We start from the raw sequence: 25,403 nt of genomic DNA, 5'->3' as shown, positions 1-25,403 counted from the left end.
CTACCCATGCCTCCGTTCGCACAGACCTCATGCCGCACGATCCAGATCGATGATGTTTGCAAAGCCTCGCTGCGCCAGCGGTTCGGCGAGGGCCCGGACGCTACGATGGTGCGTGAACAACAGGACCTGGTTGGTCTTGCCAAACTCGGCGAGCAGGTCAAGCGTGGACCGGCTGCGCTCATCATCGTAATGCACCAGAATGTCGTCCGCGATGAAGGGCAGCGGCTCCGTCGCACTGGCATAATTCTCAAGACTTGCCAGCCGGAAGGCGAGGAAAAGCTGGTCGCGGGTGCCGTCGCTCATGGTAGCGACCGCAGCAATACCGCCATTGGCTCGCCGTCCAACCACGACCGGATGGCCTTTGTCATCGATATCGGTCTCGATTGCGGCAAATTCACCGAGTGTCGTTGCCGTGAACAGTTCGCCTGCCCGCGCAATAAGCGGATCTTGCTGTTCTGCGCGGATCGTTGCCATGGCGGACGTCACCAATTCGCGCGCAACTGATAGCTCGAGATAGCGTTCGAGGGCGAGATGCATCTGCGCTGCCGCCGCTTCGCGTTCAGCGACGGCGTGATTGACCTCACTCTGGCTCAGATAGGCAGCAAGGTCGTCCTTTGCCGCCTTCTCGGCGAGAATGGCTGCCTCGATTTCGCTCTCGATCTCGGTAGCACGCGATGTCTGCTCGGTCAATTCCGCGCGAACCTCATCGAGGTCGCGTTCATCCCATTCCGCACGCAAGGCAGCGAAATCAAGCTTGTCGCCTACGTCCGTCGCGGTGCGTTCCGCCAGAGCGATCTCATCGCACAAAGCCATGCGTGCTTCACACCGTGATGCTGCGTCCAGAAGGGCCCCATCATCGCCGCCATCAAGTTTTGCCGAAACCGCGAGCGTAGCCAGCTCCTCCCGAGCGGTGCCGAGGGCCTCTTCCGCCTGGTCGGCCTCGACCTTCGCCTCCTCAAAGTCGGGCAGTGCCCCATCATATTGGGTTTGCGCTGTTGCGTTGTCGGTAAACCGGGCCAGCAGCATCTGCGCTGCAACCACACAGTCTTCGCCGGTCTCGATGGCGAGTTCGGTCGCGAGGCTGCGGACATCCTCCGCAAGGCTCGTCTCGTCTTCGTCCATGCGCTTTAGCCGCTGGCGAGCCTGCCCTATTGCCGAAAGCACACCGCGTGCGCCCACCCATTCGGTGACCGCACTGTTAGCATCTGCCGGCGAAATGTCGGGTTTGAGACCCAGCGCACCTGTTGCCGCAGGCCATGCCGCATCCCAGGCGGCCTGTGCGTCGGACAATTGTTGCACTTCCGCCTCAACCAGCTTGTGCTGCCGCGCCAAGTCCTCCCGGTCCCGCGTGTCCCTGCCATATTCGGCATGTGCTTGTTCGTGCCGGGAAATGGCGTTTTGCACCGCGCTGACCCGGGCCGCGAACGACAGTGTGGTATCGAGCTTGCGGCTCTGTTCGATGCGTTCGAGCAACTCTGCGGCCGGCGCAAGCTGGGCCTCCTCCAATGCCAGCGCATTTGCCGAATTCCGCAAGCGTTCCGATTCTTCCAGCACCAGTTGGCGGGCTTGACCAAATTGGAGCAGCGACGCCAGTTCCGGGTGTTTGACCAGAACTTGCGGAAAACTGTTCCCCCATTGCGCGATGCGAACTTCGCCTTGTGCGACAAGCGCGGCCATCTCGGCCTCTGCCGCCGTGACCGCAGTCCGTGCCTCTGCGACGCGCCGCAACGCGAGTGCGAGCGATGCAGCCCGTTCTGCCTCTGCCGCGCGGCGATCGGCAAGCTCGTCCGCAGACACGATTGCCGTTTCCAGACCGTCAGCAACGGCTAGGCGAGCAGTGGCGTCATCGGGCAGCTGTCCCGCGACATATGCCGACTTTACCGGCCTCCAGGCATCGGCGCGCAGGCTGCGCGCTTCGGCAAGTGACGCATCACTTGCAATGGTCCCGGATGCCTGAAGCGAGCCAATCTCAGCCTCACCGGCTGAAATGTCGCGCTCGGCTTGCCGCCTCAGTTTGGCCTGTTCCTCGATCTGCGAAGTCAATGTCTCGCGCGCGGCCTGCTCACTGCGAATATCATCAACGCTGGGGCATGGCAGGGTGGCAAGCGCATCGATGGTATCGAAGCCAAGCGCCTTGAGCCGTCCGGTCAATGTTGCGCTGTCCGTATCCAGCGCTTGCTGACGTGCCTGGTGTGCTGACTTCTGGGCCGCAAGGCTGGCAAAGGCGGATGATGACGCCTCGGGCGGAGCATTATGCCCTGCCTGGCGTGCCGCTTCCAAACGATCGTCAATCGCCGCAAGCGAAGCCGCCAGTTCGCCAAGGCGCTTTCTGGCAGAGGCTAGGCCTGGACGGCGCTCCACCATCTCGTCGGCAGCCGAGCGCACAAGATTGAGGGCAGACTGGTCCGGGATCAGTGGCGCAAGGTCCGCATCGGCTGGCAGACCAAGCATCCGGCGCAGCGCCGCCAGTTGAGCCTCGCCGTCATCAATCTCGCGCTGACGATTGGCACGATCGGACCGGGCCTTGCTGACGTGAATGGCGCGTTCAGCCAGATCACGCACCCGCTGTTCGGCGGCTTTGAGGCCCGGGTTCACCACCAGCGCATCAAGCCGTGCCTTCAGGCGGTCCCGCCGCTCGATCGCACCCTCGAGCCGCGTTTCAGCCCCGTTGCGCTGGTCCAGAGCAGTCCGCATCTTGGCCGCGAAATCACCCGGGAAGGACGCGACATCGTCGTAGCCGACCAGATTCTGTGTCAGGCCGGCCAGCTGACGCAAGTGGGGCGCGACGCGAAGGACGCGCTCCAGCCGGGACGTCGATGCGCCGAGGCTGCGCCTCTCGAGGCGCAGGGCCTCGAGCTTTTCCCCGGCTGCGAGCGATGCCTTGCGCGTCTGCTCAAAGGTTTCCCGGGTCAGTTGCGCGCCGCGTGCCGTCTTTTCGGCTGCCTCGAATGCGGTCAGCTGCTGGTAGAAAACACGATTTACCGACCGCCTCGTATCGAAAAGCTTGTCCGCTTCGCCGTCGATACCTTCGAGGCGAGATACCAGCGTGCGCAAGCCGCCGCCTGCTTCGACGATCAGACGCCCGATGTCGCCATCGGCATGAAGCAATCGCTCTCCGCCGTTGCGTAAGGTCTCGTGGTTGAGACCGAAGAGTGTTTCGAATCGCTCCCGTGTGATGGCACCCAGCACCGGCGCAAGGACGGTGTCATCGAGCGCCGTTCCAGACAGGTCAGCCAGTGTCTTGCCGTTGCCCTTGCGGCGCTTGAGCGTCACCGTGCTACCATCTGCCATCAACATCGTGGCCCCGATGCGCATGCCGTCGTAGCCGAACAAACTGCCACGCTGGGTATTCTTGGGGATCGAGAACAGGAAGTCGCTGATCGCCTCGAGACAGGTGCTCTTGCCCGCTTCATTGGCACCGTAGACCACCGTGAGGCCCGCTGTTTCAGGAATGGCGAGCTCGCGACTTGCGCAGCCGCCATATTTCTCAAGGCTGAGTTCAGTCAGGCGCATGACCAGCCTCGCTGACTAGACTGCGCGCAAGGGCTGCGGCGCGCTCGGGTATCTCAGCGCGCATCTGCTCAATGAATGCATCGGCATGTGCGCCAGCGGGCAGTTTCGTCCGAATCTCGGCAAGCCGCGCTTCGAGAACTTGCGCAATTGCGCTGTCTTGGCTGAGGCGGGTCACTTCCTGATCAAGCTTGCCAGCCACCGTTGGATCGACGGCGTCCGGGGCTTCAGGATGGGCCGTTTCCAACCTCAGCTTTTCGAGCCACACGTCATCCGAGAGCGTTGCCAGCAGTGTTTCCACGTCCTCCCGGAAAGCGGTGCGCTCGAGGATCAATCTGGAATGGAGCGGTGTCGTTCCAGTCACCGTCAGGCGCAGGGCAAGGGGCCGTCCATCGGCTTGCTCAGCGCCTTGGGCGATATGGCCGCGAATGAGATCCAGTAATTCGGGGTGTTCGCTCGTTCCCGACACATCAACTGTGATCGATGCCCAGCGCACCACATCCAGCGCGCGATGCTCGAGCCTGGTGACTCTGCCGTCATTGACTTTGACCAGGACGGCTCCCTTTGGACCCGTCTCTCGTGGGTGCCGGCCCTGAAGATTGCCGGGATAGACGATGTGCGGGTGCTCCCCGAGCACGGCATGGGCGTGGACGTGGCCTAGCGCCCAATAGTCATAGCCATGATTGGTGAGCTGCTCGGGCGTGCAGGGCGCATAGCGGGCGTGATGACCTTCGCTGCCCGCACAGGCCGTATGGAGAACGCCGATATTGAACATTGCCCCGGTCGCCGGAGGATATGTCCGCGCGATGTCCTCGGAGACATCAGGACGCGGAAAGCTGCGGCCGTGGATCGCGACCCTGACATCGTCGAGAACGTGCGTTGCTGGCTTCGCTTTCGGGAATACATGGACATTGCCTGACAGGGCCAGCTTGTCGGCGAAGCGATTGGCGGAGTCGTGGTTTCCCAGCACCATGAAGACATCAATGCCAGCCTCTTCGAGGCTGCGCATGCCATCGACGAAGTAGAGGCCTGTCTGGAAGTTGCGCAGGTCGCCGTCAAAGATATCACCTGCCAGCACCATGAACCTGCAGCGTTCGTCGATAGCGAGTGCAATTAGATTGTCGAACGCCTGGCGCGATGCCGCTTCCACCCGCGCGGCATATTCAGCCGATTTGCCCGCTAGCCCTAGAAGGGGACTATCGAGATGAAGATCAGCCGCATGAACAAAAGAAAATTCAGTCAATCTGTTGCCTCCGAGGCTCCACATCGCACAAACTAGGTGAGAATGTCTCAATTAAAGCGGCATTAGCGCGTACCAGATGCGATACGATGGCATGCCTTAAAAGGGTCTTCCCCTGCCGGTGATTCAGGCACAAATTCGCGGTTTTCAACGAAGGGAGGCCGTCGATCGTTAGTCGCCGTTCAGCCGACTGTGTCCGCCGGCGTAGTGTAGCTTAAAGCGCGGGGCGGATGCCCGCGACGGGAGACACTTGGACCCTCCTGGGCTTTGCTTGCACCGCCTTCCAGAATACCGTGCAACCCAAACGATGCCTGTCTGGTAGACAGACCGAGTCGCGTGGGGGGAACGAATGCATATTTCCGAGGTCATCGCGGGCGGCTGCCGCCGGTTCGCGCCGTCACAGTCGCTTTGCCTTGGGTCATCTCCTGACGTCAACGTTCCGGTCGGGCTAAACGACGCTGACGCAATATGCTAACCGCGATAAAGCGCATCCAGGGGCTGGGTGTATTTGGCGACTTCACACCGACGGCTGAGCTGCCCGAATTTGGCCGATATAACATCGTCTACGGCGAGAACGGATCAGGAAAGACGACGCTTTCCCGTCTGTTCGGCTGCCTGGAAACTGGCGAACATGCCGAATATGCCGACCTCCAATTCTCGATCGATAGCCAGTCCGGGGTGCTCGCGAAGGGACAGCGATACGCGCGCAAGGTCCGCGTATTCAACTCGGACTATGTCGAGGCGAATATCGGCCAATTCCACGCTCCGCTTCGTCACATCCTCATCATCGGCGAAGACAACAAGGCGCTGGCGGACGACGTCGTCGCCGAGAAGAAACTGCATGGCGAGCGGAGCGCCGCGATTGATGTCGCGCAGAAAGCGATCACCAAGCTCGATAGCGACAAAGGTAAGGTCTTCTCGGCGATTGCCAAGACCATTGGCGAGGCAACGAGCGGCAGCACCTTGCGCAGCTATCGCAAACCCGACGCCGAGGCCGCCTACGCCAATGAGCGGGGTCTGGCGCCTCTGAGCGATGCTCTGCTCGAAGTGCATCGCGCGACGGTCCATCAGGAGCAGCTCGATGTGATCACGTCCCCGACGCTTGCCAGCTACGGCGGCGGGCCGGTCCTTCCGGCGGGCCCATTCGTCGACATCGCTGCAGCTCTGCCCGGATTGGTCTCGGCCCTACTCGCCCGCACCGCCCAAGCGGGCGTGCTGCGCCGCTTGGTCGAGGAACCCGGGATCGCGGTTTGGGTCGAACAGGGCGTCGCCCTCCACCGGGACCACGGCTCTGCACATTGCGAATTCTGCGATCAGCAACTGCCGCCGGCCCGGATGGCCGCACTTGCTGAGCATTTCGGTGTCGAGGATCAGCACCTGAAATCCGATATCCTGGCGGCGCTGAATGTCGTGCATGCGCTCCGGGATGCGCTCGGGTTGCTTGAGCTTCCTGCCAGAACGGCGCTCTATGCTGAACTTCGCGATGAATATGAGACGGCGTGCCAAGTTATCACGCGGCGTCGTGACGAGGTCGTCGGCCAACTGGACGCCGTCGCGGCGCTTCTCAAGGACAAGCTGCTCAATCGGTCCACGGCGAGCTCGGCAACGATCCTGATCGACCTGTCTTTATTGGTAGCGGCAATCGCCACGCTCGCAGCGCTCGTCGAGCGGCACAATCGCAAGTCGGCAGAGTTCGATGCCGCGAAAGCCGACGCCCGCGCGCAAATCCAACGTCATTATCTGTCGACGATCGATGTACAGGTGCGTGATCTGGATCAGCGGATCGCAGCCCAAAAGGCGATCGTCTCGAACCTGACCGATGGTGCTTCCGACCTGCCGGACCCGCGCAGCCTTGCGGCGATCAGAGTCTCCTACGAAACCAAGCAGGCGCAGGTCTCGAGCGAACATGCTGGCGGCGCGCAGATGACTGAGCGGCTCCGCGATTTTCTGGGACGCACCGACCTGCGCTTCGAATCCAGCAACGAGGGATATCGCGTGCTGCGGCGGGGCAAGGCTGCCAAACGCCTGTCCGAGGGTGAAAAGACCGCGATCGCCTTTCTCTATTTCATCGTACAGCTCGGCGATCAGGATTTCGATCTCGTCGAGGGCATCGTAGTAATCGACGATCCGATTTCTAGCATGGATGCCGCGTCAATCTACCAGGCCTTCGCGTTTCTCAAGAACGCGGTGAAGGATGCCAAGCAGATTTTCCTGCTGACTCACAATTTCGACTTTCTTAAACTGCTGCTCAACTGGCTGAAAAGCGTTCCCAGATCGGTTGGCACGAAATCCTATTACATGATCGTCTGCAGCGAGTCGGAGACCAGTCGCGAGGCGTGCCTGCAGCCGCTCGACAAACTGCTACTCGATCATCCGAGCGAATATAATTTTCTGTTTAAGCTGCTGCATGATTTCAAGTCCGACGGGACCATTCTCGCAGCCTATCATATTCCGAACGTGGCGCGGAAAGTGCTGGAGACGTTCCTCGAATTTCACAGACCTTTCGAGAATAGCGTCTATGCCAAGCTGGAAAGCACCACATTCGATCCGCATAAAAGGACCGCTATCTATAAATTCTCCAACGACCTCTCTCATCCGACCGGCAAGGGCTTCGATCCGGCCTTGGTCGCCGAGACACAGAAGAACGTTACTTTTCTGCTCGAGATGATCAAAACCCTCGAACCACTTCATTACGAGGGACTTGAGAAGCTCGCCACCTCCTAGTCGGCACCGTGGTCGCCAATTAGGTCCGTTTCGCCGTCCGGGGACGTCGGCTCCAAACTACCAATCTTTGCCATAATGCGCCCTGCAGCACCATGTTAGGCAGCAAGGTTAAGGTTGTACGCGAGCGGCATCCGCGGACTCTTCCAGCGCAACGCATCCATGATGCCGACAGGATCCTCACCGCTCGTAAACAAATCCTGGTTGAACCCCATTCGCGTGGAATGCGCGCTGATCCCCTCGAGCAAGCGCGCCGCGATCAGCTGCTCGCTGGATCATCGCCTGATAATCAAGACCAACCGAAAGGGGATGGATAGCGCCCTCCCACATCGTGTAGGAACGGCAGGGTTCGCCATCGGACGCTCCCGAAGCCGACTGTCTCAAATGTCCCATCATCGGTCCGTTGCCGTTAGGCACACACCAATATCCATAATCGCCAGTGCATAATCTCGAGGGGCGGCATTGCGGGGCCAGGTAGCGGGACTCTCAATCCTATTCTGGAAGATCGGCTTCGCGCAGAACGCGCATAACCTCCCGAAACACCCCTTCGAACTGCGGCAAATCGCTCATCTGGTGCTGTAAGCGCTTAGTCCAGAGCGTGCCCAGTCGCTTCTCCTTGGCGGCGATCGCTGCGGTCACCCCATTGGGTGCGCGCTCCCGCAGAGTGAGCTTCTGGGTGAACTCGCCAAGATATTCCGCTGGTCGGATGTCCCGTTCCTCAAGCAAATTCCAAAGGTCGTAGAGATCACGCGGCTCGGTGCGGGCCTTGTCCGACAGGGCCGCCAGCTTCTCGACGAAAATCTCCGCCAGGCTATAGGCCAGAACGGTCGGGCCTTCGGGCAGGTCGGCAAACTCCTCGAAGGTCCGCAGGATCGGGCGCTCGGCCAGCGGGAAGCAGAACACCTCGTCAATCGTGATATCGACTTTCACGTCGCTGCGCGCGGGCAGGGGGCCTTTATAGCTCAGATAGAAGGTGTGGGTGTTCTGATGACCGTGCCGGTCGGGTCGATCATAGGCCATGTTGATGCTCGACGCCGCCTCGACGATGGCAAAGATCTCGTTCAGGCCGGAGAGGATCGCGTCCAGCTCGATCGGCTTGATCAGCGAAAAATCGAGATCCTCGGAGAAGCGGTAATTCTCGAACCAGCAGCGGCGCAATGCCGTCCCGCCCTTGAAGGCTAGAAATTCGCGCAAAGGATGCTGGGCCAGACCGGTCAGGAACCAAGCCAGGCAATAGTCGCGTTCGATCACCGCCTCAGGCACGCGGCGGCCGCGAGGCTTGAGAAGGCCGTTGGCGATACGGGAGAGATCGCGCTGGGGAATCATCAACTGCTCCGGATTATATCAAGTTCGTCGGGCTCGACGTTGAGCCGGATACGCCATCGTGCCAGCATCCGGCCCTCATTGGGGAACAGGGGATCGAGACGCTGATAGGTCGGGGTCAGCCGCGCGCGCAGCGGCTCCAATGCGGCTGCATCGGCCAGCCCGTAAAATTCCAGCAGATAGCCCAGGCGCCGGATTACCGCGCCAACGCCGAGACGAAGCGCGTAGTCGATCATCAGTTCGATCCGTAGCGTATCGCGCTTCATCCAGAGTCCCTTGGCGACCTCCGTGACGCCGCCGACATATTGCGGATGGTCGAGACCATCGATGATGGTCCGCTCGGGATCGCTGATCCGGACCTGCTCTTCGGGTGTGATCCAGATCTCGGTCAGGCCGAAGAAGTCCTCCGGTTTGACGTCGACGAAGCGGAACTCATACCCGTGGATGTGCTGCGGGCGCAGCCGTTTGGTGCAGGAGACGATGATGGCCAACTGCGGTTGGGTGACCATGCGGTGCAGCTCGAGGGCGCTGCCGTGGGAGATGAAGTAGTCCGCGTCGCCAACCAGAGTCCTCGCGATGAGGTAGGGATCGCTCACATGCTCTGTGTCGCGGCCCCGCTCGAAGGGCACCAGATTGTAGAGGCCAGGCTTGAGGCGCGTAACGATGCCGCGCGCTTCGGTGTTCGCAACGAGGCTGCGTGCCGATGACGGGCTCAGACCTGTGATCTCGGTGACGTCCGCGAGCGAAAAGATCGGCTGACGGCGTTCGTTAAGTTCGACGATCAGCTGGGCGGCCCGAGGTCCAAGCGTCTTTAGATTATATCCTTCGCGCAATTTGAGCCTCTATGAGCGATGTCCGGCACGTTCGATATAACAGTGATTATATTATCCGGCAAGATCGTCGCGCTTTGCGAGACGGCTCGCGCGCACAGTATATGTCCCGACAGGTTCGGTGCTGCGTCGCTCGTGGTTTATCGATCACGATAAATGTTCGGCCAAGCCGAACAAAGGTGCCAGTTCTTAAACCAGCGGGTGATCGCCGAACCCATTTGTCGCAGAGGGGCTGCGGCACAAAAGACCGGTCCCGAGTCACCGAGAGCGGCTGCGTTCCTGAGGCTTGGGCTCACGACCTGGACGAGGGATGGGGGGCGTAGCTGGGTCACGGCTGCGGACCACATCCTGCCTGACGCTGGGGGAGGCGTCCTTGACCATTGCCGGGCGGATGTTCCGTCCTGCCGCAATATGCGCATCAAGCTGTGTGCGGGCGACTGTCATCACCCGCGCAACCGCCTCGGGGTTGTCGAACAACGTCCGTCGGATCACCGCTTCCATCACGCGCATCTGGCTGTCAGCCGCACGATCATTCGGCGTGTTGCCACGATCGCTGCGCCGGGCATCCGGTCGTTCCAAACCACTGCCGTCGCTGTCGCGGCTCATCGTGGTTGACCCACGGGCGGCATCGACGCCACGGGCAGCTGCCATAGGTGCAATCGTATTACGGCTCTTCTCTCCGCGCAGCCAGTCGAGCTCCTGAAGCTCGCGATCGTTAGGCTTGTAGCCACGTACCTCAAGGCCTTTTTGACTGGCCTCGATCCAGACCGATCGCCGAAATTCTTCCGAGCCCGTGACGTGAATCCGATCCCAATTGCGGTGTTGTGCGATCGCCACCAAATCTTTGACGACTTCCTGGCTCTCCGTCGCCGTGACCAGACGTCGGCCCTGATCGCGAAACGCGGGATCCTTTGCTTGCGCCGTCGTGAAAAAGGCGGGTTCGCCCGACCATTTCGCCTTGTCGGCATAATAGCGCTTCCGAACGCTTTCCGGCACGTCGCCCGCCTCGAGGGAATGCACTTTGGGCGCACTTCGTGACGCACCGACAGCGCCGACATGACCAGGTGCTTCGGTCGGCCCGTCCTTTGGTCCCCCGGGCGAGGAGTTTTCTGGCGCAGCCGTCTTGCGCTGTTTGGCGTCGTCGAAGCCAACGCTGTTGGCACTCGTCCGGGCCGTACCGGATTGCTTGGAATCATTCTCTGCCATGGTCATGCCTCTCGGTCACAAATTCTGGAGATGGGTCGCCGGCGCCAACGGGCTCGAGAACGGCCCGGGCCGTCATCGCCGTGACAAAGGCGATAGCGGCCTGTTCGTCGCCGGGCGGTGGTAGATCCACCATGTCGCCGAGCACCAACATGTCATCGGTGATTTCGGCAAAGCCGGAGAGCTCGTCACCGGTGAGCGCGCGCATGACAGGTTCCGCCCGCTCTGTCGGCGCGATCGCATGACCGCCGCTCAACAAGGCGGCCTTCTTCGCGCTAAGGGCCTGCGCCAACGGATCGCTGCAGCTCGCCCCGCCTGCAATGTTGGCGGCGGACGACACTGTGCTGATCGCGATCGGACGGGGTGCAACCTTGGGTGGATCACTAATCCGGCTCGTGAAGCGCTTCGAGCGGAAATACTCGATCTTGCGGCCCCTGACGGGCGGAATGCCGCCGCGCATCAGTAGAAGCTCGCCCTTGGGCATCTGCATCAGCTCCTGCGGCATCATCAGCGCGCGGCGCTGGTCCGATTCCGATATGCTGCGGTTGGCGAGCAAGCCATGAATCGTCCTGCTCTTCGATTTGACGTTCATCGTGAAAAATCCGAGCCGCTCGGAGAGTTCGTTGGCGACCTTCAGTTCCTTGGGCGTGAACACGATCTCCAGTCCGCAATTGGCGATGATCTCGTCGGTAACGTCAGCGCCATAGATGCCGCGGGGCTGGGACCGGCTCTGGATCACGGGCAACAGGCGAAGCCCGTAGCCTGCAACGTAAGAAAAAGCCGATGCGATGACCGGCGCCTTGCCGAGGCGGGCGAATTCGTCGAGCAGAATGAGCACCGGCACGCGGCCGCCATTCTCGGGCAATTCCCGCGTATTGAGATCGATCAGCTGCTGGAGGAAGAGATTATAGACCGGAGCGATGCGGTCGATATTGTCGGGCGACACCCCAAGATAGATCGATATCCGCTCGCGCCGGACCTGACGCAGATCGAAATCGGTCTCCGACGTCGCCGCGTCGACATAAGGGTTGAGCCACAAATTGAGCTTCGAGGTGATCGTCTGCTTGATGCCGGAAAAGGTGTTGTCCGACGCGGAGGTGAAGTCGCTCAATGCCGACACACAGGCCTGGCTCAACCGCTGGCCGCGCCGCTGGGCCTCTTCGACGACCTTGGGCAGTTCGACCTTGGGGTCGCCCGTCGTCAGTCGCCGATAGATTTCGCCAATCGTGAAGGGGAGGGCGGGATTGGCCGCGACGAGCGCGCCAACGCCGACAAAAGCGGCGCGCGCGGCTTCCGCCCAGAACGGATCGGCCTTTTCCGGCGCTGGAAACAGCATGCCGCCGATCTTCTGGAGTTCATTGATCACATCGGTGTCGTCGAGCCGGTCGATGAAGCTTAAGGGATTGTAGCGGGCGCTTCGCCCTTCAGGATCAAGCGGATCGAACAGATAAACGGCCTGCCCATGCCGCGCGCGAAAGCCAGCGGTGATGTCCCAGTTCTCCCGCTTTACGTCGAGCACCACGACCGAGTCAGCCCAGCTCAGAAGATTCGGGATCACTACGCCGACGCCCTTGCCAGCGCGCGTCGGCGCCTCGAGGAGGACATGCTCGGTGCCGCCGAATACGAGATAGCGGCCGCTTTTCTGGCCGACGATAATCCCGCTTTTACTGCGCAATTGTTCGCGCCGGATTTCGCTTTCACGCGCGAACCGCGCCTCGCCGTGGAGTGCGCGTCCCCGTTTGAGGATAACCAGCACGATGACGAAAGCGATTGCGCCACTGACCAGCGCGCCGCGCTTTAGCCACAGATGCAGTAGCGGATCGGCGCGATAATACCAAAGCCATACCGGTATCGCTGAGATCTGCATGCGTGGGCCGATCTGGTTCAGACCGAGCAATGCAACCATCACCGCGATTACAGCGCAGGCTAGCAAGGCTGCCGCAAGGATCCCCGCGACGATCGCGGCCCTAGTGAGCGGTCGCGCGTCCGACAGGTGGATCAAAATACACCTCCTCGACTTCGAATTTTCCGGCACGTTTGCGGGTCTGGACGACAACGTCGACCAGCATGTTCAGCAGCCCGCGGATATCGTCGCGGGCCAGATCGCGTCCGCCTTCGGATTCCTTGACCAGCAACGTCAGCTGCTCGAACGCGCCCATCGCCGAACCGGCATGGACGGTCGTGATCGAACCTGGATGGCCCGAGTTCACGTTGCGCAGATAGAAGAAGGCGGTGCCGTCGCGCAGTTCCTGCAAGAGGATGCGATCGGGCCGCATGCGCAGCGCACTTTCGAGCAATTGCTTGGGGCCAACTTTCGCCAGCCCCTGTCGCTCGCTTGAATAGACCATGTGCACGACGTTGCGATGCTCGACGACAAGTTCGCGTGTATCCTCGATCGTCAGCAGCCGTTCCTCGGGCGGGATCAGCTGGATCAGCGCTTTTGCAAACGTGGTCTTGCCCGAACCGGTCGCGCCACTGACCAGGATGTTCTTGCGGGCCGCGACAGCCGTTCGAAAAAAGGCGGGCCAATCGCCGACATCGCGCTGCGCGATCAGCTGCGCATCGACTTCGCCAAGGCCTTGCGCGGCGGCGCGCGTGCTCGTGAACAGACCCGAATCTGCGAGCTGGTCAATCGCGAGGGTTACGCGCGAAGGCTTGCGGACGGTGAAGGACGGCGCGCCAGTTGGCGTCACCGAGGGAATTACGATCTGGCAGCGCTCGCCTCCGGGCAGGATGGTCGAGCAGATCGGCGTCTCCGCATTCACGTCCTGCCGGGTGAAGCTTGCCGCTGCGACGGCGAGCGTCGCGAGCCATTCGCTATCGAGCTCGGCGACATTGTGCCAATGCCAGCCCAGATGGTCCTCGATGCCGACCTCGCCGGGCTTGTTGATGACAAGCTCAGTCACCTCGACCGGCTCCAGCAGCGGCAGGATCGGTGCGAGATAATGGCGCAGGACGGCGGTATCGCTCATCCTCAGCGCCGCAACTCGAGATTGTAGACGTCGGCGAAGTTGAAGTCCTTGGCCACGAATATCCCGACCTCTTCGCCTTGGTTCTTTTTCAGCACCGGGCGAATGTTGATGCTGTTCTGGAGCGCGATGCTTGCCCCCTCGCTCGGCGTGCGCGTGGTGTTGTTGAAATTGTTGCTCCCGCCGGAGACGGATTGCCCGGCGATATAGGCGGCGTCGTCGACCAGCGAGAGCAGCAGTGCGCTACCGAAGCGCGCCCAGAAGAAGGTGTCCACGGACCCTGCGATGCCTGCGCGGCCAAGGGCATCCGACCCCGGCGAAGCCAGATCGATGCGCACGCCCTGCGGCGTGACGGCGCGCGTCCACAACACGAACAGGCGGTTCTGCCCTTGCTGGATGCCGCCATGATATTCGCCGAGAACTTTGGTGCCCTTCTCCATCAGCACGACGCGGCCATTCTCCGAATAGACGTCGCGCGGGATCAGGCACGACGTGTAACCAGGCTGCGCCGAATTCATGGCGGTCTGAAGAATGCACGGGATCAGCGTGCCGGCGGTGACGAGATAGTTGCGATTGGGCAGCATCGTGGCGCGTGCCTCGCCAACGGCCGAACTCTGACGAAGCGCATCGAGCGCATTGGGCGCGCTACGGACCGCCGGATCGGTCGAGCCGTCGCCAGCTGTGCCCGCATTGCCGGTATCGGAGCCAGCACCGTTAGAGCCCGCTGGAGCTTGGAGCGCATCGCGGCCGCCATAGGCAATCAAGGTCGAACGACGTGCCTGATCGGCCAAGTTCTGGCGCGTGTTCTGCGGTGCCGCCGCTGGCTGCGCTCCGGGTTGTATTGCCGGTACGATCTGTCCATCGGGGCCAACGGTCGGCGGAGGATTGAGGACAGGCGCGTTGGGATCGGCGCTCACGGCGCCGAGCGGCTTGGTTTCGCTGCGACAGCATCATATGCGACCGTTTCGCGCGCCGCGAGATCGGGTCGTTTGGCCATTGCCTCGGGCTTTCCCATCAAACTCGAGCCGGTCTTGCTCGGTCCCGAGTTCACCCACAGAATGCCGAGCACCATCGCCGTCCCCGCGAAAATCAGGGCGGTATTCCGCTTTGCCGCTGTCATCCCTCCAATCGGGTCGATGCCGCGCTCGCGGATGATTTCGTCGCGTTCAGGTGTTGGATCGCCCTGCGGGCGGCGAGTGGCCTCGGCCGAAGTCTCGTCCATCGCACTCACTCCTTCGGGTCTTGTATGGTGCGCTCGACATGCGGCGATGCGGTGTTGGTGCCGTGATCGACGCCATAAGGTGTTGGCGCGAGATTATAGATGCACAGCACCTCCCGGTTCCGGCGCAGGCGCAGTTGAGCCGCCACGGCGTGGACGACCACAAACTCGTCCCGGACATCGAACGGGACCAAGGACTCCGAGCCGTCCGGTCGCACCAGATAGATCGCCGGGATTTCATGGTTGCCGGGGAAACGCAGGACCGTGAACTGGCCGTTGTCGGAGATCTCCGACGGCTGAAGATCACTGTCACCCTGGACCTTGTAGTTCAGATTGCGCGGTCCATCGATGACACCGTGGTCAAGGGCTCCCCGAACGGCGTTCGCCTGCAGCGCGGCAACGCGCTGCGCCTCCTGGGTGGCGCGCATGCGAGCGGCGCGATCGGCTTCATCGCGCGGGTAGCGAAACCGCACCTGGAAGAATGTGTCGCGGCTCCCGCTGCTGATCGGTCCCCGGCGTGCGGTCAGTTCGAAGGCGTAGTTGCGCAGCTCGCCGCCGCGATTGGTCGTGACGATGAGGTTGGTCGGTCCCGCCCGCTCGCGGGGCTTCAGGAACAGGATATGTCCGGCAACCGCCACTTCCCATGAGATGGTGTCGCCAAGCGCAACATGTTCGATCGTCTCATCGGCGCCGAGCACCACCTGGGTCGCCGTCCGAAATGTGCCGACGATCCGGTAGACCTGGGTCTCCTGATATTCGACGAACTTCACGCGCGGATCCGCCGGCCCACCGCGCGGTGTGTCCTCCGCCAGGGCTGGTGTCGCTATTACGGCGAGAAGACTCGCTATGGAGAGAACGCGGTTCATCGCACCACCTCGGGGTCCGCGCGGTAATTCTCGACCTGGAAGCCCAATGGATTGCGATAGCGGTCGCCCTCCGCCATCGGCGCATTCGTGTACCGGAAGGTGACGGTCGCGATCCAGTCGCTGCTCTGCGTATCGGTGTCTGTCTGCACCGTCCGCGTGAAGCGGACGTTTGCAACCCGATCGTTAATGAAGGCAATATTGCGCACGCGGGCCTGGACGACCGCACCCTTGCCCCAGACAACCTGTGGGCTCGCGGCATTGTTCGAGCTGAAAAACCTGCCCCAGCGCTGCTGCTCGCCTGGTTCGGACAGGATGGTAACAGCGCGAAAATTCTCCTCGGCCGCCGCCGGCAACCAGCTCTCCCTCGCCCTGACATATTGTGCGAGGAAGAATTTCGTGACCGCCTCATCATAGCGCATCGGCTTCTGGGTGAGGGTAGTCTGCACATCAACCGCGCCCGTCGTCTGATTGACGCGAATGATGTACGGCATGACCGTCTTCAGCGGGGCGAGGCCCGCAAGAGCGAAGCCCTCCGCGGTCGTGGCAAGCAGCGCCAAGCCGGCCACGACCCAGGCGATGCGTTCGGATCGCAACGATTTGCGCTGACGGTCCTGATCCCAGGATCGGGCATGCCCGAAATAGAGTTCAGCGTCTTTTGCCGGCACGCCTTCGGTCTGGTTCCGCATGATCAGCAACTCCCAAAGGTGCCGGGGGTCGCGCGCGCGGACGTCTTCTCGGGAAGCGGGGCGGGAACGGGCGGGGGCGGAGTGCCGGCATCAACTGGCTGTTTGATCTGCGGCACGGGCGGCGGGGCAGGGGGTGCGACGATTGCCGGGATCGGCGAGCCCGGCAGCACGCTCCCGTAGATGTTCACCTCGCGCAGATGTTTGCCGTTGCAGACGGGTAGTTTCTTCGGCCCCGATGCCCCTTGGGCGAGTGACGGGAGCAGGGCGATGATGACTGCCGATCGACGGAGCACGCGGATTATGGTGGATGGCCTCGTCAAAGATGCTTCCTTCGTCATGCGCGGCTCACCGAACCGCCCTGCTGAGCGGCCTTTTCGAGATTGCGACTGTTGCGGGCGACGCGACGTTGCTGGAACGGCGCCGCCACGGTCCCCCACGCCGAGCCGGCAAAGGCACCGACACCGGCGGAAGCCCCGCCGGCTATGCCGGTTGCGATCGAGGGGGCCTGAAAGAAGAAGATCGTTCCCAGAAAGATATAGACGGCGAAGAGTACCGCACCCAGCGCCGCGTCTCCGACACCTTCCGACGCAGTGATCGCGGTCGCACCAAGGTCGGTAATCAAGGCCGTAATGGCGATGATTACGGCCATCAGAACGATGAAGTTGAATGCCTGCCCTAGCCAACCGTGGAACAGTCTGCGCGTAGTCTCAAAGAGAGAAAGCGCGATAAAGATCGGTCCGAGCGCGATGATGATGGCGAGCGCTACCTTCGCGAAAACCGTGATCGAGAACCCGATCGCCGCAGACAGTCCGGCCAGCGCTTTCAGGCCGAGGCTCAGAACGTACAAAACGAGCTTATAGGGGTTGATATCGCTGTACGTTGCCGCCTCGGTCTCGATCCTCGCGATGATAACGTCACACTGGCTGAAATAGTCGTCGAACACGCTGCCAACGCTCGTGACGGTATGCCCCGCCAACGCCTGCGAGATTGCATCAGGCATGCCGTGGAACAGGGGGTTTGTTACCCACTCGGTGTAGGCGACCGTCGTGGCCGCAACGTATAGCAAACACAGTTTCACCATTCGGTAGACAAGCTCGCCCCACGGCTCGCTGACGATGCCGCGCATCACCATGTAGCCGAACAGCGCGATGTAGATGACCAAACCAAGCGCGAGTGGGCCACGCACAACCTCGATGACATTGTTCAGGCGCTCGTTGAGGAACATGTCGAGCTTGCCGTCGATGTTCGTGTAAAGCGTGGTGAAGAGCCCGTCGGCCATCTCATCTTTCCATCACGGTTAATGGGCCGGCGACAGCGAGCGCAGCTTTTGATCGAGCGTCTTCACACTTTCTGCGTTCGAGCATTCCTGTGCGTCGCGATGCGTGCCATCGGCGCACGCCTTCAGGACTTCCGCGAGCTCTTGCGGGTGAGCTTTGAGGTAATCCTTTCCGCGGGCGGGGGGTTGGCACGCCACCAGAAACGCCGGGACCAAAAGCACAAATGCCCTGAAGATGGTTGCCTTCATTGATGAAGGCTCCCAAGCTTACTTGCTAAGATTTGCTCGCTCTCCTGCTGCGATCGAATGCGCTGCTCCGCCTGCTGCCTCATTGTAAGAGCCTGGAGTTGCACCGAGTCGTTCTGGATATGAGCATTTTCCACCCCGACACGGGCTTGAATATCCATCACGTCCTTCGCGTCAGACGCAGTGTCCAGCGACGAGCGCAGTTCCTCGAGACCCGTCGTCCGCTGGGCGGTGACGCCATATGCTGCCTCGGCAATCGCCGCGTCACGCGCTGCCATTTCGCCATTGCGGGAGATTGAATCGCGGCTTGAACGCTCGAAAGCGGTCGCGTCAGGGCGGAGCACAGGAAGATCGACCCGATAGTTGCTGCGAATCCGATCTGCGGAAGATCCAAGACTGCCGAGGCCTGTCGTGTCCGAAGACATAAGGCGCTGAATGTCCCGTGCTTCGCTTGGCAAGAGGTGACGAACGGCGTCGGTGTTCAGAGACGAGGCAATCTGATTGACGTTCGTCAGCTTGTTGACGCTGTTGAACATGTCGGTGGCCTGGGAAATCTGCTGCTTCCCCTGTTCGATCATCGACAGGGTGTTCTTCACCGTCGAGAGGGTCTGCAGGAACGTACTGGAATCATAGACCGGGATGCCCTGTGCGAAGGCCGGCACGGAGATTGCCAATCCGCCGACAATCGCGAGCGCTCGTATTGCTTTCATGACCTTATCCTTTCCTTCTGGTGGTGGCGCGGCGGCGCTCGTGAAAGACGGGCAGCCAGTGGCTGGGATTGTCGCCATGTTCGCGGCGAACCTGATCGAGGATTCCGACGGTTTCGGTGGTGCCCGAGAGCACGGCCAGCTCGTCGGACAGGCCGCCGAGATCGAGTTCCACCACGATGGAATCGTGACCCTGCTTGACCAGAAACCGCCGGCTTTCGGGGATCAGATCGTTTCTGATGAGCTTGAACTCGGCGCGGGTGAGGCCGAGTCCATCGATATAATCAACCTCCCGGCCATGGGGGTTGGGCAAGAGGATCTTGGTAGCGACCTGCTCCATGATGCTATGCGAGATGTCCGATCGCAGAGCGTCAGCCGGGCTTTGCGTCCCGAACACCAGAAAGGCATTCTGCTTTCGGTAGGTCTTCAGGCCATCCTGCGCGAAGGCGCGGAACTCATCATCGCCCAGCGCCTTCCAGAACTCGTCGATATCGATCACGAGGCGACGGCCATCGAGCAGCGCATCGATCCGATGGAACATGTACATCATCAGCGGCGTGCGGATCTCGGGATTGTCCAGAAAATCCGTCATGTCGAAACCGATGAATCGGGCCTCGAGAGTCAACTCATCCCGGTCATTGTCGAACACCCAACCAAGTGCGCCGCCGCGCGACCATTTCTCAAGCCGAGCGCCTATCCCTTCCGGATCGCGCTGTCCGAGCAATTGACGAAGCGCGAGAATGGACCGCTCCTCCGGTGGAAGGCGTCCGATCGAGAGTATGCCCTCGTCGATCATTCTCTCCTGCGTGACGCCGAGCTGGGTGCCAGAAGGGGTCACCAGATGACGGATCAGCCTGCCGAGGAAGACGATGTTGCCCGGGGTCTGGTCAAGCGCGCGCAGCGGCGCAAACCCGGTCGGCACCCCATTGCGCAGCGCCAGATAGGTGCCGCCGGATGAACGCACGTAGATCTCGGCCCCTCGGTCCTTGTCGATGAAGATCTGCTGCGCGCCGGTTTTCTCCAGCTGCGCCATCAGGAAATTCTGGACGACGGTCTTGCCGCCGCCCGATGGGCCGATAATCAGCGTGTGGCCAAGATCGTTCACATGAAAGTTGAAATAGAAGGGAGACTGGGCCGCGGTCTTCATCAACGCGATCGCAGCACCCCAGTGATTGCCATCGGGCTTGCCGGCGGGGAAAGTGTGGAACGGCGAGAGCGCGGCAAAATTGCGTGACGTGATCGCCGCTGGCCGCGCACGCCATGCGAAGTTGCCAGGAAGCTGCGACCAGAAGGCGGCCTCCAGCGCCGGACCCTCCCGAGCGGCTACCAGACCCGCGTCGGCAAGGGCGGCCCGTGCGGTCGAGAGATTTTCGGCCAGGCGCTTCTGATTTTCACCGAAGACCGCCAGCGAGAAATGATGTTCGCCCAGGACGAACCGATTGCTCTGCAGATCATCGGCCGCGTCGGCCAGTTCAAGCGCCTGGCTTGCAGCGGCATCCTCCGTCGAGGCCATCTGGTTCTGCCGACGGCGCAAGCGCTCCGAGGCCCGCGCTTTGCCCATGAACGCGAAGGACTGCGTCACGACGAATGCGAAATCTTGGCTCAGGAGCGCGTTCATCTGTCCTGGCCGCGTCATGGCCGGATATTCGCGGATGCCGAAAAGGCCGACGAATCGGCTCGCATCATGCGCCCGGACCTCGACCGTCTCGCGGCCAAAGATCACCCGTTCCCCATAGATGGCGGAGCCGAGATGGCCGCGGACCAGGGGCACCCTGCCAGCGCGGCCCATCATCACCAGTTCAAACACCTCGAGTGGCTGCGAGAACATCAGGCCATTATGCTCGTACAAGTGGAGGCGTTGGGGCCGGCAGCGTGCGAGGAGCTTCTCAATGTCACGCGCCTTGTCCTCAAAGCGGGCAAGCTCGTCCTCATCGACTTCGGTCCCCTCTTTGCGCGCCGATGCCAGGCGTCGAAGCAGTACGCCGGTACGATCAGCCGATCCGACCGACGGCCGCATGATGAGGGTCAGGTAGAGTTCGTTGACGAACATCCGCTTGGCGGTCACCCGCGCGCGGTATTTTGCATCGAGATCGGCCGCAAAGGCCGAGCGAAACTCGCCTTCGGGATAGTCCGTGATCGGCCGGCGGACGATATGCGTCCAGATCGCCAGACGGTCATCGGCGATATTGCGCAACGTGCCGTTGAGCTTTTCGTGCCAATCGTTGAGATGGATTGGGTCGGCCGTCTCGAATGCAAGGCCGTCGAGCTTGAACATCATCATGAGGTCGCGCCCGTCGAGCGCAATGATGTTGTCGTCGATATGACGCGCATAGGGGAGATAGCGCGCGGGGTCGGCCTCGTTCTTGAGGATCCGCCACGGCGTCCGGGCGGCAGCGCCGCCCAACGAACTGGCCCGGCTAGCCATGTGCAAAGCCCCGGCGTTTCGCCCCATCGATCGGCAGGGGCGAGTAAGAGCTACCGCCCCACCATCCCCGGTTGCGACAGCGAGCCTTTGTCGTTGTCCAGAGCCACAAGAGGCGGAAGGCGTTTGCGTCGTGCCGCACGATCAGCCGGGCTATGGCCAGAAAGGCCCCGGCTAGCGCAAAAGCGTAAAGCGGGTTGCCGGTGACGATGAGCGTCAGGCACGCCGCCAGCGCGATCGGCAGCGATGCTTCGATCGGAACGCCCAACCACATCGTCGGCCGGGTCACGGCCAGGAAGAGCGTTTCTTCCCTGAGTTTTTCATCGTCCATCACAGCGCACTCACGCGCCGCCAGTGATGGTATCGACGATCCACTGTGCGCTGAACACGATGAAGATGCCGACGATGACGGTGACCAAGAGCCCCAGGCTTGCCCGCCCGGTGAAGAACATGAAACCCACGATGACGACCGCGATCACCGCGATCGTTTTCGCAAAAGTACCGGTCAGCCAGGTCTTGATATTCTCGGCCATCGACGTGACGCCGTCGGCCGCTTGGGCATGGGCCGGATCGGTGAGCAGGAGCGACACCGCAATGACCGCGAAAAACAGTGCCAGATATTGCGCGAAAGTGCGCCGCCGCGGCGTCAACCATATCTTGGAACTGGTCGCTAAGGCAGTCATTCGGATTGTCCTTTCGGTGAACTGTTGGATGCTCCCCCAAAGACCATCAATGATGCCGTCTGCGGCCCCGCAGTGGTGTCCCATGCCTCTTGGACGCGCGGCGAGCGAACCTCCGCCGAAGGCTGCGCGACTGTGGGTTCCGGCTTCACTGGCGCGGGCAAAGCGGCGGGTTCTGGGATCGCTTGGCGCCTGATCGCCGGCACGACGACACTCGACGACGCATAGACGCGGCCGACGTAGCCATTTCCGAACCCGCGCGAACGACTGCCCGTATTGTACATCGACATGGCGGTCGCGATGGCCACCTCTGTAGAAGGGCTGGAGCGCACAACGTTCAGATAGTTGGAAGCCAGCACGCGTGCGGCTGCGGCGAGATTACGGCAGGGATCGAAAGCGTCATCGACCGACAGGCCAAGCCACCTGAGATTTGCGCTGTTGATTTGCCCCAGGCCAAGATCGATGTTGTAACCGCGGGCAATGAGCGATCGCGCGGCTGCGGCGGCCGACACCCGATCGCTGGGATGGGGTGCGGCAACGCCCTTCGCATTCACGCCGATGGCATAGGGGTTGAAATGACTCTCGGTGTGGACGACCGACACAAGCGTTTCGACCGCAACCGATGGTGCGCATTGCTGCGCCAGTCCGACCACGGTTGCGAGCTCGAGGATCATTGTGATGTGGTCCCGGGTTCGCTGGGAGACGTTGGCAAGCGTTCAATATTCGCAAGCGAATAGGTTTGCTGCCGCCCGTCGGTGAACGTCATCACCACCCGGCGCCGCGAAGCGGAATCGCGATTATAGACCTTGGTCTTCGCAACGCCGCCACCGGAGCAGCCGGGGAATGAACCGCCCAATGCCAAACGCTCCCAGAGCTTCACCATGGGCGGCACGCAGGCGGGGTACTGGGTCGCACCGCCCGGGTTCGAGAGGCAAAGCAAAACCTGGCAGCCCAGATCGTTGGCGGACGCAGGAGCCCCCTGGGCGGACATCGCCACGATCGGCACGGCAAGGGCAAGGCGCAGGCGCTGCATCTGATTTCTCCGCTTTTCAGCGCCGCTGCATTAAAATGCGCCGACCACTCTCCGTTGAAAATCACCTCTCTTTTGAACCCGGTGGGGCAATTTCGGGCAATCCCCCCACAAGGGGGGAGGGGAGGTAGAACGTCGTGCAAGACGGCAGGAATGCAGGGAGGGCGGCGTTGATCGCCAGCCACCTCTTGAGCCTCAAGTCGAAGAGACCTGAAGCGCCTATTCGCTATCGTGGGGAGCGACGCTTCTAGACGAGCGCGTCGATGTTCAGATGTCCGTCTCGGACCGCGCGAAGCACGAGCTGGGTCCGGCGACGCACGCCATACCGCCGGCGCGCACCTTCGACATATTCATGAACAGTGTCGCGGCTCAGACCCAGAATCTGTCCGATCTCCCAGTCGCTCTTGCCCTGTGCCACCAGATCAATGCAGTCGATCTGGCGCGGGCTGAGCGCTATTGGCACGTTTGCCAGTTCATCGGGACCGAGAAGGGTTCGGGCCTGGTCGAACGCAACCGTGCCAATCAATCGGGCACAGAGAAGGTCCGGGCTTGGGATCGTCTCATCGCCTTGCCGCGCTACTGTAAACATCGCGTCAGGCTCATCGCGCATCCTGATCGGCATAGTAAACCCAGATGCCAGTCCATGCGCGCGACCCCGTTCAAGGATCGAAAGCTGGCGGGCATTGGGCGCGATATAATCGCCGATTTGATCCCAAGTGAGCCCGGACACGGTCTTGGCGCAGGCGACGTGTACGGGATCGTCAAGATGGAGGCGCGCGTCTATTACCTCCTCGACCCAGCGCGCCGGATAGGTGGTTATCAGCAGGGCTTTTCGGGTGGTGCGTTTCAGGTCGACATTGTGCACCAATGCGAACCAGCGGAATCCGAACTGGCGCACAATCGCATCGAGCAAGGATTTGAGCTGATCGAGCGTCGTCGCCTGCCGACATTCGGCTTCGAATGCGGTGATATCGCCCAAGCGGCCGGCATCCTCGAGACTACTCATAGTGCGAACGATTCGCATTTCGATAGCGGTTTCGTCCAGTCACCGTTCGGCGAAGCCATTGAAAAACAAGACCGGATGCGTTCTGCGGGCAGCTCCCCGCAACAAATGCACAGGTCGTCCTAGCCGGAAGTTGCCCGGTGCGATGATGAAAGGGCGCGCGTGACACTTTACCTCCGGGCAAAGTGTCACAGCCGACAAAATGATGAAGCCACCGGCCAAATGGGATTCACTTCACCCCCCATATGTGCTTGATTCAATCCCGTTATGTTGCACGCTCCGATCATCGGCGACAGCCACCAGCAACTGGATATGCCGTCCTTGTTGGAGATGCTTGCGCGGTCCTCGTCTCGGCCGCGCTACGCCTTCATGGTGCTCAACCTGATTGCCCAAGTTTCCCGTTCCGACGGCAGCGCAGGGCCGTTGGTAGCCAAAGGCGGCGGTCTCATTCCCTTGCGTGACTGGCTTTGCGATGCGCTGACGCCAATGGGGCAGCGCGACCCCCGTCGCGTAACCCTGGAAGAGCGGATACGCAGCGATCTGGCAATGTCCGGCGCGTTGCCGATGGATGAGGGTCAGGCCACGGCTATGGTCGAAGACGCCATCCGTGAGCAGGTACGGGCTTCGGGCAAGACGAATGTGAGCCGGGCGGTGTCGGAACTGGTGCGCGCTGGCTTGCTCAAGCGTCACTATCAAGGCTATTGCGTCGATCACCATAATCGCGGCGCGCAGCGCCAAGCCGTTTATATTTTGGCAGGGTGCGCGCGCGGTCTGATTGGCGGCAGACAAGAACAGCCAAGAGCGGTTCCACGCCAGGCTGAACTCGTGTTCTGATAGCCCCGGAATCGGCAGAATTTAACATAACCATTATTATCAAACTAAGAATTTGTAAGCGCTAGATAGAAATGTCACCCCTCCGCTAGTTAGAGATGTCACTCTCGACGTCACCACGCGGCTCATCGGTGGCATGGTCATCTCCTGATTCAGGAGTTGGCGCTTATGATGGTGATTGGCATGAGCCACGGCGAGCTTTCCCGTTACGATACGCTGCTGCGGGTCGAGCGCGGCGAACTGCGTGTTGAGGATGCGTCAGCGCTATTGGGCCTTTGCCGAAGGCAGATATTTCGGCTGCTGTCACGATTACATGCAGCTGGTCCCGAAGGATTGGTCTCGTGTAAGCGTGGCCGGCCAAGCAACCGACGGTATGATGACAATTTCCGCGAGCGCGTCGTCGCGATCGTGCGCGAGCATTATCATGATTTCGGGCCAACCCTGGCCCGCGAGTATCTGGCGGAGCGGCACGATATCCACCTAGCCTCCGAGACGCTACGCCAATTCATGATAAAAGCGGGGCTCTGGAAAGATCGCGATGCCCGTCGCCCTCGCCCGTATCAACCGCGTTATCGGCGGGACTGTCGGGGTGAACTGATCCAGATCGACGGCTCGAAGCATTGGTGGTTTGAGGATCGCGG

At 61.4% G+C, this 25,403-nt stretch carries 22 protein-coding genes and 2 pseudogenes; 3 read left to right on the top strand and 21 right to left on the bottom strand.

Annotated elements, in window-relative coordinates:
* Positions 1–27 precede the first annotated feature (27 nt).
* Together QHC67_RS15495 and QHC67_RS15490 are read right to left on the bottom strand one after the other, a co-directional pair.
* On the bottom strand, positions 28–3,513 hold the full coding sequence (locus QHC67_RS15495) for an ATP-binding protein (protein WP_319295634.1): 3,486 nt from the start codon (positions 3,511–3,513) through the stop codon (positions 28–30).
* Entirely contained in the window at positions 3,500–4,753 is a 1,254-nt protein-coding gene (locus QHC67_RS15490; protein WP_319295633.1) for a DNA repair exonuclease, read from the bottom strand. The genes QHC67_RS15495 and QHC67_RS15490 overlap by 14 nt, the downstream gene beginning before the upstream one ends.
* 465 nt (positions 4,754–5,218) lie before the next feature.
* On the opposite strand from QHC67_RS15490, the gene QHC67_RS15485 reads away from it, so the two are divergent.
* Entirely contained in the window at positions 5,219–7,474 is a 2,256-nt protein-coding gene (locus QHC67_RS15485; protein WP_319295632.1) for an AAA family ATPase, read from the top strand.
* 95 nt (positions 7,475–7,569) lie between these two features.
* Here QHC67_RS15485 and QHC67_RS15480 read toward each other — a convergent pair.
* The 19 genes and pseudogenes from QHC67_RS15480 to QHC67_RS15390 form a co-directional block, all read right to left on the bottom strand.
* Positions 7,570–7,807: pseudogene (locus tag QHC67_RS15480) on the bottom strand (integrase); the annotation flags it as partial.
* Between the two features lie 156 nt (positions 7,808–7,963).
* Complete coding sequence (locus QHC67_RS15475) at positions 7,964–8,797, bottom strand: nucleotidyl transferase AbiEii/AbiGii toxin family protein (RefSeq protein ID WP_319295630.1); 834 nt, start codon at positions 8,795–8,797, stop codon at positions 7,964–7,966.
* Entirely contained in the window at positions 8,797–9,627 is an 831-nt protein-coding gene (locus tag QHC67_RS15470; RefSeq protein ID WP_319295629.1) for a type IV toxin-antitoxin system AbiEi family antitoxin domain-containing protein, read from the bottom strand. Before QHC67_RS15470 ends, QHC67_RS15475 begins: the two co-directional genes overlap by 1 nt.
* Before the next feature lie 255 nt (positions 9,628–9,882).
* Entirely contained in the window at positions 9,883–10,836 is a 954-nt protein-coding gene (locus QHC67_RS15465; protein WP_413818552.1) for an LPD7 domain-containing protein, read from the bottom strand.
* A complete protein-coding gene (locus tag QHC67_RS15460; RefSeq protein ID WP_319295626.1) occupies positions 10,817–12,829 on the bottom strand; it encodes a type IV secretory system conjugative DNA transfer family protein in 2,013 nt (670 codons plus the stop codon). The genes QHC67_RS15465 and QHC67_RS15460 overlap by 20 nt, the downstream gene beginning before the upstream one ends.
* The gene (gene virB11, locus QHC67_RS15455) at positions 12,795–13,799 is read right to left on the bottom strand and encodes a P-type DNA transfer ATPase VirB11 (protein ID WP_319295624.1); all 1,005 of its coding nucleotides are present in this window, start codon (positions 13,797–13,799) and stop codon (positions 12,795–12,797) included. Before virB11 ends, QHC67_RS15460 begins: the two co-directional genes overlap by 35 nt.
* A gap of 2 nt (positions 13,800–13,801) precedes the next feature.
* A pseudogene (gene virB10 / locus QHC67_RS15450) lies at positions 13,802–15,018 on the bottom strand (type IV secretion system protein VirB10).
* 5 nt (positions 15,019–15,023) lie between these two features.
* Entirely contained in the window at positions 15,024–15,881 is an 858-nt protein-coding gene (virB9, locus tag QHC67_RS15445; protein WP_319295622.1) for a P-type conjugative transfer protein VirB9, read from the bottom strand.
* Complete coding sequence (locus QHC67_RS15440; RefSeq protein ID WP_287213654.1) at positions 15,878–16,567, bottom strand: virB8 family protein; 690 nt, start codon at positions 16,565–16,567, stop codon at positions 15,878–15,880. Before QHC67_RS15440 ends, virB9 begins: the two co-directional genes overlap by 4 nt.
* 2 nt (positions 16,568–16,569) lie before the next feature.
* On the bottom strand, positions 16,570–16,905 hold the full coding sequence (locus tag QHC67_RS15435; protein WP_169793965.1) for a hypothetical protein: 336 nt from the start codon (positions 16,903–16,905) through the stop codon (positions 16,570–16,572).
* Complete coding sequence (locus tag QHC67_RS15430; protein WP_319295617.1) at positions 16,902–17,846, bottom strand: type IV secretion system protein; 945 nt, start codon at positions 17,844–17,846, stop codon at positions 16,902–16,904. Before QHC67_RS15430 ends, QHC67_RS15435 begins: the two co-directional genes overlap by 4 nt.
* 18 nt (positions 17,847–17,864) lie before the next feature.
* A complete protein-coding gene (locus tag QHC67_RS15425) occupies positions 17,865–18,092 on the bottom strand; it encodes an EexN family lipoprotein (protein ID WP_319295615.1) in 228 nt (75 codons plus the stop codon).
* Positions 18,089–18,799: a type IV secretion system protein gene (locus QHC67_RS15420; RefSeq protein WP_319295613.1), complete on the bottom strand. Its 711-nt coding sequence runs from the start codon at positions 18,797–18,799 to the stop codon at positions 18,089–18,091. Before QHC67_RS15420 ends, QHC67_RS15425 begins: the two co-directional genes overlap by 4 nt.
* 4 nt (positions 18,800–18,803) lie before the next feature.
* Positions 18,804–21,221: a VirB4 family type IV secretion/conjugal transfer ATPase gene (locus QHC67_RS15415; protein WP_319295611.1), complete on the bottom strand. Its 2,418-nt coding sequence runs from the start codon at positions 21,219–21,221 to the stop codon at positions 18,804–18,806.
* Complete coding sequence (locus QHC67_RS15410; RefSeq protein ID WP_056366786.1) at positions 21,214–21,549, bottom strand: type IV secretion system protein VirB3; 336 nt, start codon at positions 21,547–21,549, stop codon at positions 21,214–21,216. The genes QHC67_RS15415 and QHC67_RS15410 overlap by 8 nt, the downstream gene beginning before the upstream one ends.
* Before the next feature lie 10 nt (positions 21,550–21,559).
* Positions 21,560–21,901, bottom strand: coding sequence for a TrbC/VirB2 family protein (locus QHC67_RS15405; RefSeq protein ID WP_319295605.1), 342 nt, complete (start codon positions 21,899–21,901; stop codon positions 21,560–21,562).
* The gene (locus QHC67_RS15400; protein WP_066608931.1) at positions 21,898–22,572 is read right to left on the bottom strand and encodes a lytic transglycosylase domain-containing protein; all 675 of its coding nucleotides are present in this window, start codon (positions 22,570–22,572) and stop codon (positions 21,898–21,900) included. The genes QHC67_RS15405 and QHC67_RS15400 overlap by 4 nt, the downstream gene beginning before the upstream one ends.
* Positions 22,569–22,931 (bottom strand): hypothetical protein, encoded by a 363-nt coding sequence (locus tag QHC67_RS15395; protein ID WP_319295603.1) that lies wholly within the window; start codon positions 22,929–22,931, stop codon positions 22,569–22,571. Before QHC67_RS15395 ends, QHC67_RS15400 begins: the two co-directional genes overlap by 4 nt.
* A gap of 244 nt (positions 22,932–23,175) precedes the next feature.
* On the bottom strand, positions 23,176–23,934 hold the full coding sequence (locus tag QHC67_RS15390) for an autoinducer binding domain-containing protein (protein WP_319295643.1): 759 nt from the start codon (positions 23,932–23,934) through the stop codon (positions 23,176–23,178).
* 264 nt (positions 23,935–24,198) lie between these two features.
* Here QHC67_RS15390 and QHC67_RS15385 point away from each other — a divergent pair, with 264 nt between their 5' ends.
* Positions 24,199–24,765 carry a hypothetical protein gene (locus tag QHC67_RS15385; protein WP_066608927.1) on the top strand — a complete coding sequence of 189 codons (567 nt, stop codon included), beginning with the start codon at positions 24,199–24,201 and terminating at the stop codon, positions 24,763–24,765.
* Positions 24,766–24,930: 165 nt separating this feature from the next.
* Positions 24,931–25,403: helix-turn-helix domain-containing protein (locus QHC67_RS15380; protein ID WP_319295599.1), on the top strand; the 473-nt coding region annotated here is incomplete at its 3' end.

It is taken from the genome of Sphingobium sp., assembly GCF_033795625.1.
GTDB lineage: Bacteria > Pseudomonadota > Alphaproteobacteria > Sphingomonadales > Sphingomonadaceae > Sphingobium.
The sequence above is the reverse complement of the archived record's forward strand: the minus strand, read 5'-3'. Positions and strand labels throughout refer to the sequence as shown.